We start from the raw sequence: 17,048 nt of genomic DNA on the forward strand, positions 1-17,048 counted from the left end.
AAAATCTCGAAATAGCAGCGAATTGCGGTGATTTGGACCGCCGCTCCTCCACCGGCGGCGGTTTTCACCCTTGGCCGGCCTGTGATAGGAAGGCGCGCGCTTGCCCGTCCGGGCCCCCATGCGTGATCGAGAAAGAGAAGGCGAAGATGAGCGAACGCCGCTCCAGTTTTGAATATGAGGACCTGCTGGCCTGCGGGCGCGGAGAATTGTTCGGCCCCGGCAATGCGCAATTGCCCCTGCCGCCCATGCTCATGTTCGATCGGATCGCGGAAATCACCGAAACCGGCGGCGCCAATGGTAAGGGGCTGATCCGGGCGGAGTTCGACATCAAGCCGGACCATTGGTTTTTCGGCTGTCATTTCAAGGGTGATCCGGTCATGCCGGGCTGCCTCGGCCTCGACGCCCTGTGGCAGCTCGTCGGCTTTTACCTTGGCTGGCTGGGCGCCCCCGGCCGTGGCCGGGCGCTTGGCGTCGGCGAGGTGAAATTCTCCGACCAGGTTCTGCCCAGCGTCAAAAAAGTCATCTATGGCATCGACTTCAAGCGCGTCTTCCGCGGCAAGCTGGTGCTCGGCATCGCCGACGGCTGGCTCGAAGCCGATGGCCGCAAGATCTACGAAGCCAGCGACCTGCGCGTCGGGCTGTTCCAGTCCAACGCCGCACCCGCGACGTAGAAAAATTGACGCGTCTTTGCGGCGCCTGACTTTGTTTGACTTGGTCACACCGCAAGACGCTTTGTAAGAACAATATCCAGGCCCCGCGGGTCTGGCCGGAGAAGCGGCATGAGACGGGTAGTGGTCACCGGGATGGGTATCGTTTCCTCGATTGGAAACAATACGCAGGAGGTGCTGGCATCGTTGCGCGACGCGCGGCCGGGCATCGTCCGTGCCGACAAATATGCCGAGCTTGGCTTTCGCTGCCAGGTTCACGGCGCGCCGACCTTGAAGCCTGAAGAGGTGGTCGACCGCCGCGCCATGCGTTTCCACGCCGGCGGCACGGGCTGGAATCACGTCGCGATGGATCAAGCCATCGCCGATTCCGGCCTCGAGGAAAAAGATATCGTCAACGAGCGCACCGGCATCATCATGGGCTCCGGCGGTCCGTCCGCCCGCACCATCGTCGAAGCCGCCGATACGACGCGCAGCAAGGGGCCGAAACGCGTCGGCCCGTTCGCCGTGCCGAAGGCGATGTCGTCGACGGCCTCCGCGACACTCGCCACCTGGTTCAAGATCAAGGGCGTGAACTATTCGATCTCGTCGGCCTGCGCCACCTCGGCCCATTGCATCGGCAATGCGGCGGAGATGATCCAGTACGGCAAGCAGGACGTGATGTTTGCCGGCGGCTGCGAAGAGCTGGATTGGACCTTGTCCGTCCTGTTCGATGCCATGGGCGCCATGTCGTCGAATTTCAACGACACGCCGGCCGTGGCCTCGCGCGCTTACGACAAGAATCGCGACGGCTTCGTCATCGCCGGCGGCGCCGGCGTGCTGGTGCTCGAGGAATACGAACACGCCAAGGCGCGCGGCGCGAAAATCTATTGCGAGCTCGTCGGCTATGGTCTGAGCTCCGACGGCTACGATATGGTCGCGCCGTCAGGCGAAGGCGCGGAGCGCTGCATGCGCATGGCGCTGTCGACCGTGAAGACGCCGATCGCCTATATCAATCCGCACGCCACTTCGACGCCGATCGGCGACCTCAAGGAAATCGAGGCGCTGCGCAGCGTTTTTGGCACCGGCGACAAATGCCCGCCGATTTCGGCGACGAAATCCCTGTCGGGCCATTCGCTCGGCGCCGCCGGCGTGCAGGAAGCGATCTATTCGATCCTGATGATGCAGAACGGCTTCATCGCCGAAAGCGCCAACATCAAGGAACTCGATCCGGATTTCGCCGACATGCCGATCGCGCGGGCGCGAAAGGACAATGTGCATCTCGGCGCCGTATTGTCGAATTCGTTCGGTTTCGGTGGCACCAATGCCGCCCTGATCTTCAAACACATGGACGCCTGACGATCCAACGTCAGCCGCATTACGAGAAAGACTAAAGCGATGCCAGCGGAGCTGATGCAGGGCAAACGTGGTCTTATCATGGGTGTCGCCAACGACCACTCCATCGCCTGGGGTATCGCGCGCATGCTTGCCGCCCATGGTGCTGAACTGGCCTTCACCTATCAGGGCGAATCACTTGGCCGGCGCGTCACGCCGCTCGCCAAGAGCGTCGGCGCGACGATCGTCGAGCCGTGCGATGTCGAGGATATCGCCTCGGTCGACGCCCTGTTCGACAAGATCAAGACCAATTGGGGTTCGTTGGACTTCGTCGTCCACGCCATCGGCTTTTCCGACAAGAACGAGCTGAAGGGCCGCTATATCGACGCCACGACGCGCGAAAATTTTTCGCGCACCATGGTGATCTCCTGCTTCTCCTTCACCGAGATCGCGCAGCGCGCAGCGCCTTTGATGACCAATGGTGGTTCGCTGCTGACCCTGACCTTCGAGGGCGCGACGCGTGTCATGCCCAACTACAACGTCATGGGCATCGCCAAGGCGGGGCTGGAAGCCAGCGTGCGCTATCTCGCCTCCGACCTCGGCCGGCAGGGCATTCGCGTCAACGCGATTTCGGCCGGCCCGATGCGCACGCTCGCCGGCTCGGGCATCAGCGAAGCGCGCTCGATGTTCACCTATCAGACGATCCATTCGCCGCTGCACCGCAGCCTATCGCTCGACGATGTCGGCGGCGCGGGCCTGTATCTCCTGTCGTCGCTGTCGAGCGGCGTCACCGGCGAAATTCACTTCGTCGATGCCGGCTACAACATCATCTCGATGCCGCGCCCGGAAGACCTGCGCGGCGACGACAGCCAGGATCAGGCGGCGGAGTAACTGCGGTTACGCACCTAAAGCGGTTCACAATTCGGCGGAATCGCTGAATGCTGCAACGTCATTGCGAGGAGCGTAGCGACGAAGCAACCCAGGGGCGCGTGGTAGAGCCAACAAATGCCTGTGACGCAGGTACATTTGTGCCTATGGTTCTCCGCCTTGACTCCTGGATTGCTTCGCTGCGCTCGCAATGACGGTTATTCCGCACCCGCTTCGCGTCCGGGATGACACCGAGGTGCGTGGTACAAATTAAAATCGGACCGAGCGCCGGCGGCCGCTGAGGCCCGAGACGGCCAGATAGAGAATGCGCTTCTGCTCGACCCGCGAACGCGCCAGGCTGTCGAGAATGAGACCGCAGGTCATCATCAAGCCCGACAACAACATCAGGCCGGTGCAGAGGATCGCCGTCGGCAGACGCGGCACCAGGCCAGTCTCGAGCCAGGTCTCGGCGAGCGGCACGGCGAGGACGACCGCCAGTAGCGCCAGCGCGCCCGCCAACAGGCCATAGAAGAACGCCGGCCGCGTCTCTTTAAGGAGATAGACGAAGGTGCGCAGGATTTTCAGGCCGTCGCGCACCGAGCGCAGTTTCGATGCCGAGCCTTCCGGCCGCGCGCCATAGGGCGTGGCGATCTCGGCGCACGGCAGTTTGAGCTGACTGGCATGAACGGCCAGTTCGGTCTCGATCTCGAAGCCCGAGGACAAGGCCGGAAAGCTTTTCACGAAGCGGCGTGAGAAGGCGCGATAGCCCGAGAAGATGTCGCCATAGTCGGCGCCGAACAGCGAGCGATAAAGAAAATTGAACAGGCGATTGCCGGTGGCATGACCGGAGCGGTACGCCTGCGACATGATGTTGGCGCGCGCACCGACCGCCATGTCGATACGTTGCTCGACGATCTTGGCGATCAGTGCCGGTGCCGAGCCGGCATCATAGGTGCCGTCGCCATCGACCATCAGATACACATCGGCATCGACGTCGGCGAACATGCGGCGCACGACGTTGCCCTTGCCGGGACGCGGCTCGAACATGACTTCGGCACCGGCCTGACGGGCGACGTCGGCGGTGTTGTCGGTGGAGCGATTGTCGAAGACGACGATGCGCGCCTGCGGCAGCGCCGCGCGAAAATCGGCGACGACCGTGGCGATCGTCTCGGCTTCATTGAAACAGGGAATGACCACCGCGACGGAGGGGGAACGTGCGGCAGATGCCGGCGTCTCACCGCGCAGCGCGCTGGTGTCGAGATGCGGGAAAGCCAGGCGCAGGGCCTGCGCCAGCGCCGCGTCGTCCGCCAAGCCAGCGATATCGCCCAAGGGCGACGCATGCCGACCTTGATCTTCCTCATGAATTGGCAGAGGTGCGGGCAACGGACGCTCCGGCTGACTGACTTTTTTGCGACGCAATGAGCGTTCATCATCAGCGGCAAACGTTGAAACTCGATGAATCCAACGGAACGTGATCGATGGATGATCGTTCATAAAGGTGGACGAAGCTTAATTTGAAGCGGACCGCCTTCGAAACTAGCCTTCGCCGACCAATCCCTGAAAGGAGACGGGTTCATGCCGCACTTCCTCCGCGCATCGTCCACCACCAAGAAGATCATTTTCCCCTTGGCCGTTGGCGCCTTCGCCCTGGTGGCGGTCCACGCCGGCGCGCAACAGGCTTCCCCGCCTCCAGGCGCTCCTCCTTCGGCCAACGACACAGCCAAGCCTGGCAACCCCGACGGCGCCCGCAATGACGAGCGTTCCGATCGCCCGCGCTTTTCGCCGGAAGACCGCATGGCCTTCTTCAACGCCCGCCTCGCCTCGATCCGCGCCGGCCTGATGCTGACGCCCGAACAGGACAAGATGTGGCCGCAGGTGGAAACCGCCGTGCGCGACTTGGTTAAACTGCGCGCCGATCAACGGGCACAATTCGAGGCGCTGCGTGAATCGCGCAACCAGACGTCGGGTCAATCGCAGGATCAGACGCAGCCCAATCCGCTCGATCGGTTGCGGATGCGCGGCGAAGCGCAGATGAAACACGGCGAGGCGATCAAGAAATTCGCCGAGGCCGCTTCGCCGCTTTATTCAAGTCTTAACGATGATCAGAAGCGCCGGCTGCGCTTTCTCGGTCGCGGCTTCGGCCAGATGATGATGGGCCAGATGATGATGAACCGGGAGCAAGGCTACCGGCGCGATCAGGACTGGCGCGGTCATGACGGACGTGGCGAACGGCGCTGGCGCGGCATGGACGATCGGCGAGGCGGCTATCGCGAGCGTGACGATGACCATGACGATCGCCGTGGCTTCTACGACCGTGGCGGCCCGGACGACCGGCGCGATGGCCGCCGCAACTGGCGTGAAGGCATGCGTGACGGCCGCGGTGGTTTCGACCGTGGCAACGGCATCGAGGATTGGCGCGACCGGTTCTGACAGCCGCCGCGCCGATCCATTTAAGCCGACGGCAAGGATTATGATCGATTGTCTGGACGCGCGGGCGGCATGGCCCGCCCGTTTCAGGCAGGATCATCTTGAGCTCGCTTTCCGGACTGCCGTCTGAGCCCGCCCCCCTCGCCGATCCGACGGCGCAACGATCGCAGGCCTCGTCCGGCCTGATCGCCGCCACGCCTCTCCTGGCTTTGCTGGCGGCGCTGGTCTCGCTGGTCTTCGTCAGCCATATCATGGGCCAGGTCTGGCAGACCGGCCGCTTCTACGACACCGACGATGCCATGCGCCTGGTGCAGGTGCGCGACTTCCTCGCCGGCCAGGGCTGGTACGATCTCATCGCCCATCGCCTCAATCCGCCCGACGGCATGCTGTCGCACTGGTCGCGGATCGTCGACACGCCCTTGGCCGGGCTGGTGCTGTTCTTCTCGCTTTTCACCGCCCGTGAGCAGGCGGAAATCCTGGCGCGGATCGTCTTCCCGTTCCTGATCCACGTCGCCTATTACGCGGCGCTTCTCGCTTTGATCCGGCGGTTGACGAACGACGTTGGCGTGATCGCCGGCCTCTTCCTCGCCATCTTCATGACGATCACCAACATCCAGTTCATGCCCGGGCGGATCGATCATCACGGACCGCAGATCTTCCTGCTGGTGCTGATGGCACTGGCGGTGGTGCGCATGATCCTCGATAGCGATCGACGCGCCGCCTGGATGCTGGGCGGCGCGATCGCTTTGTCATTCGCAATCTCCATCGAGAACATGCCCTTCATCGCCATGCTGCTGGCGGTGCTGGCACTCGCCTGGGCGTGCGGTCTGCAAACCCTGCCGTCGATCTTGCGTCCTCTCGGCCTGTCGCTGCTTGTGTGCGTGCCCCTCGCCTTCGTTATCATCGTTCCGCCCAGCCGCTATCTCGATCCGGTTGCCGATGCTTTCAGCCTGGGACATGTCGCCTTGCTGATGCTGGCCGGCATCGCCTGCTGCGCGGCCGCGACGGTGCAGATCGAAACGGCGCGCCGGCGCTGGCTATCGCTCGTGGCCTTCGGCATGGCCTGCCTCGCGCTGACGGCGTTGGCTTTCCCTTATCTGCTGCATGATCCGTTGGTAGCGGTCGATCCGCTCGTACGGCGGTTCTGGCTGTCGCGCGTGCGCGAAGCCTTGCCGTTGCTGCACATCGTTTCGAAGACGCCGCTCGATTCCGTTCAATATATCGGCCCCCTCTTGTGCGGCGTGATCGCCGTCCTCGCCGCCGTCGCTCTGCATTCCGGCGCGAAGCGCTGGGCGTGGATCGCCATCGCCGTTCTCGTCATCGTCGGCACGCTCGGCACGGTGTGGCAGGTGCGCGTCAGCACTTCGACCCTGCCGTTCATCGTGGTGGCTGGCGCCTGGGCGGTCTCGGCTTTGTGCGCCCGTCTCGCGCAACACAACGGCAGGCTCGTCGCCCTCAAGGGCGCGGCGTTAGCAACCCTGTTCAGCGTCGTCACGTGGAACATGGCGACGGATCCGTTGCGACCGGCGGAACCCACTACGGACAGCGCCGGCAGTTGTTTCGAAACCGCCGCCTATCACCCGTTGCGCGATCTGCCGCGCCAATTGACGCTGGCGACGATCGATCTTGGTCCCTATGTGCTGGCCTTCTCGCCGCATCCTGTGGTCGCCGCCGCCTATCATCGCAACAACAGCGGCAATCACCTGCTGATCGAAGCGATGACGTCCGATCCCGACACGGCGCGCAAGCTGATCGAAACCGCCGGCGCGAAACTGCTGGTCTATTGTCCGGCCGGCCCCGAATTCAGAGGCTATGTGAAAGACGCGCCGCAGGGGCTGGCGGCGGCGCTGCGCGACGGACTGCCGTCGTGGCTGACGCCGGTCGGCGATCAAAGCGGCTCCGTCAAAGTTCTGGCCGTTCGATAAGTGCATAAAAAATCCCGGCGCTGGGGGGCGCCGGGACTATTTTTTCGCTTCAGGCTTGATTATTCGCCGGCAGCCGGTTCGTCGGCGGCCGCAGCCTTACGCTCAGCCGCTTCCTTGGCTTCCAGGTCTTCACCCGTCGCCTGATCGACCGCGCGCATGGACAGACGCACCTTGCCGCGATCGTCGAAGCCGAGCAGTTTCACCTTCACCTTGTCGCCTTCCTTGACGACGTCGGTGGTCTTCTGCACGCGCTGCTTGGAGAGCTGCGAGATGTGGACGAGACCGTCCTTCGAGCCGAAGAAATTGACGAAAGCGCCGAATTCCATGGTCTTGACTACGGTGCCTTCGTAGATCTGGCCGACTTCCGGATCGGAGGCGATCGACTTGATCCAGTTGATCGCCGCCTTGATCGAATTGCCGTCCGACGACGCGATCTTCACGGTGCCGTCGTCCTCGATGTTGACCTTGGCGCCGGTCTTCTCGACGATCTCACGGATCACCTTGCCGCCGGTGCCGATCACTTCGCGGATCTTGTCGGTCGGGATCTTCATGGTCTCGATGCGCGGCGCGAATTCGCCGAGCTCGGCACGGGCCGTGTTCAGCGCCTTCGACATCTCGCCGAGGATGTGCAAGCGGCCATCCTTCGCCTGGCCGAGAGCGACCTTCATGATCTCTTCGGTGATGCCGGCGATCTTGATGTCCATCTGCAGCGAGGTGACGCCCTGTTCGGTGCCAGCCACCTTGAAGTCCATGTCGCCGAGATGGTCCTCGTCACCCAGAATGTCGGAGAGAACCGCGAAGCGCTCGCCTTCCAGGATGAGGCCCATGGCGATACCGGCGGTCGGCCGCTTCAGCGGCACGCCGGCATCCATCAGCGCCAGCGACGAACCGCAAACGGTCGCCATCGACGAGGAGCCGTTCGACTCGGTGATCTCCGAGACGACGCGGATCGTGTAGGGGAACTCCGCCGCCGTCGGCAGCATCGGGCGAATGGCGCGCCAGGCGAGCTTGCCGTGGCCGATTTCGCGGCGGCCGGGCGAGCCCATGCGGCCGGTTTCACCGACGCTGTAGGGAGGGAAGTTGTAGTGGAGCAGGAAGCGCTCCTTGTAGGTGCCTTCGAGCGAATCGATGAACTGCTCGTCTTCGCCGGTGCCGAGCGTGGCAACAACCAAAGCCTGCGTCTCACCACGGGTGAACAGGGCCGAGCCGTGCGTGCGCGGCAGAACGCCGACCTGCGCCAGGATCGGACGCACGGTCTTCACGTCGCGGCCGTCGATACGCACGCCGGTGTCGAGAATGTTTCCGCGCACGACCTTCGCCTGCAGATCGTGGAAGGCTTCGCCGACCTTCTGCTTGTCGAATTTCGGCTCCTGACCTTCCGGCAGCAGAGCGGCGTTGACCTTCGCCTTCACCGCATCGACAGCGGCGTAGCGCAGCTGCTTGACGGTGTTCTTATAGGCTTCGCGCAGTTCGGCTTCGGCGATCTGGCTGACGGCGGCTTCGACGTCGGATTTGTCGACGACCTTGAGATCGCGCGGCTCCTTGGCGGCCTTCTCAGCCAGGCGGATGATCGCGTCGATCACCGGCTGGAAGCCGCGATGACCGGTCATCACTGCTTCGAGCATGACTTCTTCGGACAGTTCCTGCGCTTCCGACTCGACCATCAGCACCGCGTCCTGCGTGCCGGCGACGACGAGATCGAGACCCGATTCCTTCATCTCATCGATGGTCGGGTTGAGCTTCAGTTCGCCCTTGATCCAGCCGACGCGGGCGCCGCCGATCGGGCCCATGAAGGGAATGCCGGAAATGGTGAGCGCGGCGGAAGCCGCCACCATCGCCAGCACGTCCGGATCGTTTTCGAGATCGTGCGAGAGCACGGTGACGACGACCTGCGTGTCGTGGCGATAGCCTTCCGGAAACAGCGGGCGGATCGGACGGTCGATCAGGCGGGAGACCAAGGTCTCCTTTTCCGACGGACGGCCTTCACGCTTGAAATAGCCGCCGGGAATGCGGCCGGCCGCGAAGGCCTTTTCCTGATAGTTGACGGTGAGGGGGAAGAAATCGACGCCGGGCTTGGGGGCCTTGGCGGAGACGACGGTGGCGAGAACGGAGGTTTCGCCCCACGTGGCGAAAACGGCGCCGTCAGCCTGGCGCGCGATGCGGCCGGTTTCCAGGACGAGCTTGCGCCCGGCCCAGTCCAGGGTTTCGCGATGAATTTCGAACATCAATCAGTCTTTCATGGTTGCGGGAACGCAAAAGGCCATGAGCAAGACGGCGAGAAGCTGTCAGCGAGACGTCTCGTCCCAAGTCCGACAACTTCCGGCGATCCTGCCATGGCGCGATTTCTTTCCCGGACAGGACGGCGGCCCCATGCCGCCATCCAAACTCCCCGCCTGCCCTCAGGCGGGGATGCGCATTCGTTTAGCGACGAATGCCGAGGCGCTCGATGAGAGCCTTGTAACGCGGCTCGTCCCGCTTCTTCACATAATCGAGAAGCTGGCGGCGCTGGGAGACCAACTTTAGGAGGCCACGACGCGAATGGTTGTCCTTCACGTGGGTCTTGAAGTGGTCGGTCAGGTTGGCGATACGCTCGGTCAGGATGGCGACCTGGACCTCGGGCGAACCCGTGTCATTGGCCTTGGTGGCGTATTCCTTCACAAGCGTCTGCTTGCGTTCAGCAGTGATCGACATCGGTGGTCCTTTTCATTCAGAGAAAATGCGGCCAACCTCAATAAAATCAGTCGGTTCCGCCCAAATCCGCCGTTGGGGCCAGGCCGGGATGTCGTCCAGCACGGTCACAAGCGAGCGCAACGCCGCAGGATCATTCCCGCTGCGCTGGCGCGCTTATACACGAATTGCGGCGAGGCGCCAGTGTGTTGCCGCCCTCAATAGCAGCTGACGAATTCGCGGAAGACCCAGCCAACCGGCCGGCCGTCCATACGGGTGATGCGGGCCCAGGTCTTACCTTGGGCGTCGCTATCGGTCTCGACCATCTGCACCTGGGCGCCATTGGGCAATTGGCCGGTGACCTTGCCTTGGGGCGCCGCGCGGACGTTGAGCGGCGTGCCTGTCGGATCGGTCACCTTGCAGCGATCGGCGAGGGCTTGCGTGGCGAAGACGGCACCGAAGCCGGCAACGGCGAGGAGAACGGATTTTTGGGTCAGTTTTCTCATGGGATGTCTCCCGAGGCGTCAGAACACGCCACGGGAGAGGTTATCCCAGGGCGCTCAAAACGGCAGATTGAATACGCGGCTCGGCACCAGCTCGCCGTGCGAAACCGCACCGAAAGCGACCGGCACACCGCCGCAGGCGGCATAAGCGACGCCCTCGGCCGGCGCGTCGCGGCCGCGCAGGATAAGGGATTGGCCACGGCGCAGACGCGCGGCGCCATCGCGATCGACGACGACGCAGGGCAGTTCCGTCAGGCCCGCTTCCACCGACAGCATGAAGGCCGGCGCTTCGACGCCCGCCTCCTCGATCTCAGCCAACGGATCGGCATCGTCTTCATAGAACGGGCCGACGCGGGTGCGGCGCAGTGCCGTGACGTGACCGAGGCAGCCAAGCAGGCGGCCGAGATCGCGCGCGATGGCGCGCACATAAGTGCCCTTGCCGCATTCGGCTTCGAGCACCGCTTCCTCATCGCTCGACGAGACGAGACGCAGCGCATGAATGGTCACTTCGCGTGGCGCGATCTCGAAGGTGGCGCCGTCGCGTGCCAGATCATAAGCGCGCTCGCCATCGATCTTGATCGCCGAATAGGCCGGCGGCGTCTGCATGATCGTGCCGATGAAGCGCGGCAGTTGCGCTTCCACCTCTTCGCGCGTCGGGCGCGTTTCGGAATGGCGCACCGGCGTGCCGTCGGCGTCGTCGCTGTCGGTCTCGGTGCCCCATTTGACGGTGAAGCGATAGGCCTTCTCGCCATCCTGCACGAAAGGCACGGTCTTGGTCGCTTCGCCGAAGGCCACCGGCAGAAGGCCGGAGGCCAGCGGATCGAGCGTGCCGGCATGGCCCGCCTTCTTGGCATTGAAGATGCGTTTCAGGCGCGACACCGCATGGGTCGAGGTCATGCCGATGGGCTTGTCGAGGATGATCCAGCCATTGACCTCGACGCGCTTCGATTTCGGGGCGTTCATCTTAAGGCTCGCGGCGTGTGGCGTCGGGCGGCGGCGCGGAGCCGTCTTCGGCGGCCGGATCTTCGGTGGAAGAATCCTGGTTCAAATCTTGGTTCAAATCCTGGCGCACACGCGGTGAATTCAACAACGCGTCGATGCGCGCTGAATTGTCGAAACTGTCATCCACCTTGAAGCGGACTTCAGGGGCGAATTTCAGGTTGATCTTGCGAGCGACCTCGCCGCGCAGGAATTTCTTGTGGTGGTCGAGCGCCTTCAAAACCTCGGTGGCATCCTTGCCGCCGAGCGGCATGATGAAGATCGTCGCCAGTTTGAGATCGGGGCTCATCTTCACCTTGGGAACGGTGACCACATGGGCGTCGAGAACCGCATCGTTGAGCGCGCCGCGCGCCAACAGTTCCGACATGGCGTGACGAACCAGTTCACCAACGCGCAACATGCGCTGGGACGGCTCGCCGCCCTTTTGATGGTTACGGGACATGACATTCTCCAACGCGCGGGGATTTCTCCCCGCGCTTACAATCAATCAGCGTTTTGAGTTTCTTGCGATCTTCTTGGAACAAAGCGCTTACAGGGAGCGCTTCACTTCCTCCACGCGGTAGCACTCAATGACATCGCCAGGGCGCATGTCCTGATAGTTCTCGAAGGCCATACCGCATTCCTGGCCGGCGACGACTTCCTTCACCTCGTCCTTGAAGCGCTTCAGAGTCGACAGCTTGCCTTCGTGGACGACGACATTGTCGCGGATCAGGCGCACGCTCGCGCCACGCTCGACCCGCCCATCGGTGACGCGGCAGCCGGCCACCTTGCCGACCTTGGAAATGTTGAACACTTCCAGGATCTGCGCATTGCCCAACATCTCTTCGCGCAAGGTCGGCGACAGGAGGCCCGACATGGCGCTCTTCACGTCGTCAACGAGGTTGTAGATGATGTTGTAGTAACGGATTTCGATACCGAGCCGTTCCGACGCCTCGCGCGCTTCCTTATGCGCACGGACGTTGAAGCCGATCAGCACCGCTCCGCTCGCTTCCGCCAGGGTCACGTCCGATTCGGTGATACCGCCGACGCCGGCATGGACGATACGCGCCGCCACTTCGTCGGTGCCGAGCTTGTCGAGCGCCGCGATGATGGCTTCGACCGAACCCTGCACATCGCCCTTGATGACCAGCGGGAATTCCTTCAGGCCCGCGGTCTTCAACTGGCTCATCATTTCGACGAGCGAGCGGCCGGCACCGGCGCCACGCGCCGCCGCCTGATCGCGCTTGAGACGTTCGCGATAATCCGTGACTTCACGCGCGCGCGCTTCGGATTCGACGACCGCGACACGGTCGCCCGCGTCCGGCGCGCCATTGAAGCCGAGCACTTCGACGGGGAACGAGGGACCGGCGGTCTGCACGTTCTTGCCCTTGTCGTCGAGCAAGGCGCGCACGCGACCCGATTGCGAACCGGCGACGATGATGTCGCCGACCTTCATCGTGCCACGCTGCACCAGCACGGTCGCCACCGGACCACGGCCGCGATCGAGGCGCGCCTCGATGACGGTGCCTTCGGCGGGACGATCGGGATTGGCCTTCAGGTCGAGCAGTTCGGCCTGCAGCGCAATGGCTTCGAGCAGCTTGTCGAGGTTCTGGTGCTTGAGCGCCGAGACTTCGACTTCGAGCGTCTCACCGCCCATGGTTTCGACCTGCACTTCATATTGCAGCAGCTCGGCGCGCACGCGCTCCGGCTTGGCATCGGGCTTGTCGATCTTGTTGATCGCCACGATGATCGGCACTTTCGCCGCGCGCGCATGGCTGATCGCTTCGATCGTCTGCGGCATCACGCCGTCATCGGCGGCCACGACCAGCACGACGATGTCGGTGACCTTGGCGCCGCGAGCACGCATCGCGGTGAACGCGGCGTGGCCCGGCGTATCGATGAAGGTGATCGGCGCGCCATTGGGCGCGATGACCTGATAGGCACCGATATGCTGGGTGATGCCGCCGGCTTCACCCGACACGACGTTGGCCGAGCGAATGGCATCGAGCAGTGAGGTCTTGCCGTGGTCGACGTGACCCATGATAGTGACGACCGCGGGACGCGGCAGCAGATGATCGTCGACGTCAGGCGTATCGAAGAGACCTTCTTCAACGTCGGACTCGGCGACGCGCTTGACCGTATGGCCCAGTTCCTCGGCCACCAGTTCGGCGGTGTCGGCATCGATCACGTCGGTGATCTTGTGCATCTGACCCTGCTTCATCAGCAGGCGCACCACATCCACGCCACGCTCCGACATGCGGTTGGCGAGTTCCTGGATGGTGATGGTTTCGGGCAGGATGACTTCGCGCGACAGCTTTTCCTTCGGCTGGCCGAACATCTTGCCTTGCAGACGCTGCTGGCGGCGGCGGAAGGAGGCTTCCGAACGCATCCGGCCATCGTCTTCGGCGGTGGCGCTGGTGACCGTCAGGCGGCCGCGATTCTTCTGCTCGCCGCCACGGGTCGGGCGGGCCGGCAGGACGACTTTGACGGGCACGCCCGGACGACGGATGACGCGCTTGGCCTCTTCCTCGTTCTCGAGCGCGGGCCGGGGCGCGGCGGGAGCCGCGGCCATGGCGGCCGTGGCATCGGTCTGGGCCGGGCGACGGACCGGTGCCGAGGGCGCTGGGGCCGGCGGCGGGCCGCCAGGCGGCTGACCGTCCGTCCCGAGACGGCGCTTGGCCTCGTCCTCGGCGCGGCGCTTGGCTTCGGTTTCCTGCTGACGGCGTGTCTCTTCCTCGCGCTTGCGCGCTTCGGCGGCTTCGCGCTCGGCCTTCTCGGACGCCTCGCGCTCGGCGCGGGCCTTGGCCTCGATCTCGGCGACGCGGCGCTCTTCTTCTTCGCGACCGCGCGCATCGGTGAGGGCGCGCTCGCGAATCTCGATCTCACGATCGGTCAGCGTGCGCAGCACGACGCCGCTCGACGAACGCGGATCGGCCTGTTCGCCGCGGCCTGGCTGCGGACGCGCGGCGCGGCCCGACGGCGTGGCGGCGGGAGCGGGCGGCGGCGTGGCAGGCTTGGCGGGTACGGGGGCAGGCGCCGGCGCCTCGGCGCGCACGCCGGGCTTCACCGGCGGTGCGCCGACGGTGCGCGTCTTCACCTTTTCGACGACGACCTGCTTGGTGCGCCCGTGCGAAAAACTTTGCCGCACGGTGCCCTGTTCCACCGGACGCTTGAGAGTCAGCGTCTTCGATGCAACGTGCAGGGTCTTGTCGCCAGAATCTTTGGTTTCACTCATACGTTTCATATCCCCGGGGCCATGCCCGAAATTCAGTCGTCCCGTCCGCCGAAAGATGAGTCGCCGTGCGCGGTGTCATTTCCGATCTGACCCGCGTCGTGAACGCCGGAGAGATCGCCACGATAGCGGGCCAATCGCCCGCACCGGCCAAGGAATGCCAAACTTGCGGCACCCCGCCGGAGCGCAGCATGTATCACATTTGAGCGGCCCAATGCCAAATCCAATTGCGACGACTGAAATAAATCGACAATCGGAACCGTTTCCGCTGCTTCGCCCAGCGAGCGACGCAGCGCCTGGGCCATTTTTCGGCCCCCATCCGGCCCGCCATCGCGGGCCTGCAGCAGGCCAACCACGTCGCCGCGCGCGATCTGCGCCTCGACTTTCGCGGCACCCAGCACCACCAGACCCGCCTTATTGGCCATGGCCAGGCTCTGCAAAGCATCCCGTTCGAGGAGCGCATCCACGTCCCCGGCGAGATTTTCGGGGGCCTTGACCGCCGTTTTCAGCCCGCGCGCGAAGGAACCGCCCTTCACCGCCTGACGAACGGTGGCCGCATCCGCCGAAACCCAGACACCCCGGCCGGGCAGACGCCGGCGAATGTCAGGCACCACGTCACCGGCGGGGCCGGCGACGAAGCGAATCATCGCGTCCGGCGACAGGCGCGCACGGGTGACGACGCAGGTCCGTTCCGGGCCTGCCTCCTCGTCCATGTCGTTCGGCCGGGCCGTCACGACGCGCGCTCCGCCTGGGGCCGATTAGTTGGCCTGCGCCGAATCGTCGGCGTCGGTGGCCTCCGGGGCCTCCTCTTCCACCGGCGCTTCGATCCAGCCCGCCTTGACGCGCGCATTCATGATCAGGGCTTCAGCCTCCTCGCGGGAAATTTCGATGCCGTCGAAATAGCCGGCATGTTTGGTCGTCTCACCGTCCTTGCGCTCGCTCCAGCCGACGAGATCGTCGGTGGCGCAACCGGCCAGGTCTTCGATCGTCTTGACGTCGTTCTCGCCGAGCTTGACCAGCATGGCCGAGGTGAGACCGTCGATCTCGCGCATTTCGTCGGCGACGCCGAGTTCCTTGCGGCGGGCATCGTTGGCCGCCTCGATCTGAGCGAGATGTTCGCGGGCGCGGTTCTGAATTTCCTGCGCCGTCTCTTCGTCGAAACCTTCGATCGAAGCCAATTCCGACACCTCGACGAAGGCCAGTTCTTCCACCGAACGGAAGCCTTCCGATGCCAGGAGCTGACCGACGACTTCGTCGACGTCGAGGGCATTCATGAACGTGTTGGTGCGTTCGACGAATTCCTTCTGACGGCGCTCGGATTCCTCGGCCTCGGTGAGGATGTCGATATCCCAACCGGTGAGCTGCGAGGCGAGACGCACGTTCTGGCCGCGGCGGCCGATGGCGAGCGAGAGCTGCTCGTCGGGCACGACCACTTCGATGCGCGAGGAATCTTCGTCGAGAACGACCTTCACCACTTCCGCCGGCTGCAAAGCGTTGACGATGAACGTCGCCGCATCGGCCGACCACGGAATGATATCGATCTTTTCGCCCTGCAATTCGTTGACGACCGCCTGGACGCGCGAGCCACGCATACCGACGCAGGCACCGACCGGATCGATCGAGGAATCGCGCGAGGTGACGGCGATCTTGGCGCGAGAGCCCGGATCGCGGGCCACCGACTTCACCTCGATGATGCCGTCGTAAATTTCCGGCACTTCCTGGGCGAAGAGCTTCGCCATGAACTGCGGATGGGTGCGCGACAGGAAGATCTGCGGCCCACGCTGTTCGCGGCGCACATCGTAGACATAGGCGCGGACGCGATCGCCCGGACGGAACATTTCGCGCGGCACCAGTTCGTCGCGACGGATGATCGCTTCGCTGCGGCCGAGATCGACGATCACGTTGCCGTATTCGACGCGCTTGACGACGCCGTTGATGATGTCGCCGATGCGGTCCTTGTATTCCTGATACTGGCGATCGCGCTCGGCCTCGCGCACCTTCTGCACGATGACCTGCTTGGCCGCCTGGGCCGGGATGCGGCCGAAGTCGAACGGCGGCAGCGGCTCGGCGATCCAGTCGCCGACCTGCGCGGCCGGGTTCTTCTTGCGGGCGTCGACCAGCAGGATTTCCTTGGCGTCGTTCTCAACCGTGTCGACGACGAGCATCAGGCGCGAATAGCGCGTCTCGCCGGTCTTCGGATTGATCTCCGCCCGGATCTCGGTCTCCTGGCCATAGCGCGAACGCGCGGATTTCTGCAGCGCATCTTCGAGCGAGCTCAACACGATCTCGCGCGGAATCATCTTTTCCCGCGCGACCGCATCGACGATCTGCAGCAGTTCAAGTCGGTTGGCGCTTACGGCCATGGGTCTGCTCCTGGCTATCGGCTCTTCGGAGCCGGGAATTTCAGATGCTGAACTCACTGTCTCTTCTGCTCTTCTATGCTTCTTCAAAAATCTTGGGCGATAGCCCG

The 17,048-nt window shown here is 63.9% G+C and carries 14 protein-coding genes; 5 read left to right on the forward strand and 9 right to left on the reverse strand.

What is annotated here, in order from left to right; all coding sequences use genetic code 11:
- Nucleotides 1–146 precede the first annotated feature (146 nt).
- The 3 genes from fabA to fabI all read left to right on the forward strand — a co-directional run bounded on the left by fabA (nucleotide 147) and on the right by fabI (nucleotide 2,870).
- Nucleotides 147–671, forward strand: a complete 525-nt coding sequence (gene fabA, locus OIM99_RS06005) for a 3-hydroxyacyl-[acyl-carrier-protein] dehydratase FabA (RefSeq protein ID WP_311849418.1) — start codon at nucleotides 147–149, stop codon at nucleotides 669–671.
- Nucleotides 672–779: 108 nt separating this feature from the next.
- A complete protein-coding gene (gene fabB, locus OIM99_RS06010) occupies nucleotides 780–2,003 on the forward strand; it encodes a beta-ketoacyl-ACP synthase I (RefSeq protein ID WP_311849419.1) in 1,224 nt (407 codons plus the stop codon).
- Nucleotides 2,004–2,057: 54 nt separating this feature from the next.
- Nucleotides 2,058–2,870 (forward strand): enoyl-ACP reductase FabI, encoded by an 813-nt coding sequence (gene fabI / locus OIM99_RS06015; RefSeq protein WP_311849420.1) that lies wholly within the window; start codon nucleotides 2,058–2,060, stop codon nucleotides 2,868–2,870.
- A gap of 246 nt (nucleotides 2,871–3,116) precedes the next feature.
- On the opposite strand, the gene OIM99_RS06020 is transcribed toward fabI, so the two are convergent.
- The gene (locus OIM99_RS06020) at nucleotides 3,117–4,175 is read right to left on the reverse strand and encodes a glycosyltransferase (protein WP_311849421.1); all 1,059 of its coding nucleotides are present in this window, start codon (nucleotides 4,173–4,175) and stop codon (nucleotides 3,117–3,119) included.
- A 246-nt stretch (nucleotides 4,176–4,421) separates the two neighbouring features.
- Between OIM99_RS06020 and OIM99_RS06025 the strand changes: the two genes are divergently transcribed.
- Nucleotides 4,422–5,276: a Spy/CpxP family protein refolding chaperone gene (locus tag OIM99_RS06025; RefSeq protein WP_311849422.1), complete on the forward strand. Its 855-nt coding sequence runs from the start codon at nucleotides 4,422–4,424 to the stop codon at nucleotides 5,274–5,276.
- 98 nt (nucleotides 5,277–5,374) lie between these two features.
- Nucleotides 5,375–7,198, forward strand: a complete 1,824-nt coding sequence (locus OIM99_RS06030; protein WP_311849423.1) for a hypothetical protein — start codon at nucleotides 5,375–5,377, stop codon at nucleotides 7,196–7,198.
- Nucleotides 7,199–7,257: 59 nt separating this feature from the next.
- Here the strand turns inward: OIM99_RS06030 and pnp are convergent, their stop codons facing one another.
- The 8 genes from pnp to nusA all read right to left on the reverse strand — a co-directional run bounded on the left by pnp (nucleotide 7,258) and on the right by nusA (nucleotide 16,941).
- A complete protein-coding gene (gene pnp / locus OIM99_RS06035) occupies nucleotides 7,258–9,423 on the reverse strand; it encodes a polyribonucleotide nucleotidyltransferase (RefSeq protein WP_311849424.1) in 2,166 nt (721 codons plus the stop codon).
- Nucleotides 9,424–9,619: 196 nt separating this feature from the next.
- Nucleotides 9,620–9,889, reverse strand: a complete 270-nt coding sequence (gene rpsO / locus OIM99_RS06040) for a 30S ribosomal protein S15 (RefSeq protein ID WP_311849425.1) — start codon at nucleotides 9,887–9,889, stop codon at nucleotides 9,620–9,622.
- Between the two features lie 194 nt (nucleotides 9,890–10,083).
- Complete coding sequence (locus tag OIM99_RS06045; protein WP_311849426.1) at nucleotides 10,084–10,371, reverse strand: SH3 domain-containing protein; 288 nt, start codon at nucleotides 10,369–10,371, stop codon at nucleotides 10,084–10,086.
- 54 nt (nucleotides 10,372–10,425) lie between these two features.
- Nucleotides 10,426–11,331 (reverse strand): tRNA pseudouridine(55) synthase TruB, encoded by a 906-nt coding sequence (gene truB, locus OIM99_RS06050; RefSeq protein ID WP_311849427.1) that lies wholly within the window; start codon nucleotides 11,329–11,331, stop codon nucleotides 10,426–10,428.
- Between the two features lies 1 nt (nucleotide 11,332).
- Entirely contained in the window at nucleotides 11,333–11,809 is a 477-nt protein-coding gene (gene rbfA / locus OIM99_RS06055) for a 30S ribosome-binding factor RbfA (protein ID WP_311849428.1), read from the reverse strand.
- A gap of 87 nt (nucleotides 11,810–11,896) precedes the next feature.
- Nucleotides 11,897–14,581: a translation initiation factor IF-2 gene (gene infB / locus OIM99_RS06060; RefSeq protein WP_311849429.1), complete on the reverse strand. Its 2,685-nt coding sequence runs from the start codon at nucleotides 14,579–14,581 to the stop codon at nucleotides 11,897–11,899.
- 32 nt (nucleotides 14,582–14,613) lie between these two features.
- The gene (locus tag OIM99_RS06065; RefSeq protein ID WP_311849430.1) at nucleotides 14,614–15,312 is read right to left on the reverse strand and encodes an RNA-binding protein; all 699 of its coding nucleotides are present in this window, start codon (nucleotides 15,310–15,312) and stop codon (nucleotides 14,614–14,616) included.
- Between the two features lie 24 nt (nucleotides 15,313–15,336).
- Nucleotides 15,337–16,941, reverse strand: coding sequence for a transcription termination factor NusA (gene nusA / locus OIM99_RS06070; protein ID WP_311849431.1), 1,605 nt, complete (start codon nucleotides 16,939–16,941; stop codon nucleotides 15,337–15,339).
- Nucleotides 16,942–17,048 lie beyond the last annotated feature (107 nt).

The sequence above is a fragment of the Methylocella sp. CPCC 101449 genome (assembly GCF_031921685.1).
GTDB lineage: Bacteria > Pseudomonadota > Alphaproteobacteria > Rhizobiales > Beijerinckiaceae > Terripilifer.

Coding starts and splice junctions, on each gene's coding strand:
- fabA (WP_311849418.1), top strand. CDS start 147: ATGAGCGAACGCCGCTCCAGTTTTGAATATGAGGACCTGCTGGCCTGC.
- fabB (WP_311849419.1), top strand. CDS start 780: ATGAGACGGGTAGTGGTCACCGGGATGGGTATCGTTTCCTCGATTGGA.
- fabI (WP_311849420.1), top strand. CDS start 2,058: ATGCAGGGCAAACGTGGTCTTATCATGGGTGTCGCCAACGACCACTCC.
- OIM99_RS06025 (WP_311849422.1), top strand. CDS start 4,422: ATGCCGCACTTCCTCCGCGCATCGTCCACCACCAAGAAGATCATTTTC.
- pnp (WP_311849424.1), bottom strand. CDS start 9,423: ATGTTCGAAATTCATCGCGAAACCCTGGACTGGGCCGGGCGCAAGCTC.
- rpsO (WP_311849425.1), bottom strand. CDS start 9,889: ATGTCGATCACTGCTGAACGCAAGCAGACGCTTGTGAAGGAATACGCC.
- OIM99_RS06045 (WP_311849426.1), bottom strand. CDS start 10,371: ATGAGAAAACTGACCCAAAAATCCGTTCTCCTCGCCGTTGCCGGCTTC.
- truB (WP_311849427.1), bottom strand. CDS start 11,331: ATGAACGCCCCGAAATCGAAGCGCGTCGAGGTCAATGGCTGGATCATC.
- rbfA (WP_311849428.1), bottom strand. CDS start 11,809: ATGTCCCGTAACCATCAAAAGGGCGGCGAGCCGTCCCAGCGCATGTTG.
- infB (WP_311849429.1), bottom strand. CDS start 14,581: ATGAGTGAAACCAAAGATTCTGGCGACAAGACCCTGCACGTTGCATCG.
- nusA (WP_311849431.1), bottom strand. CDS start 16,941: ATGGCCGTAAGCGCCAACCGACTTGAACTGCTGCAGATCGTCGATGCG.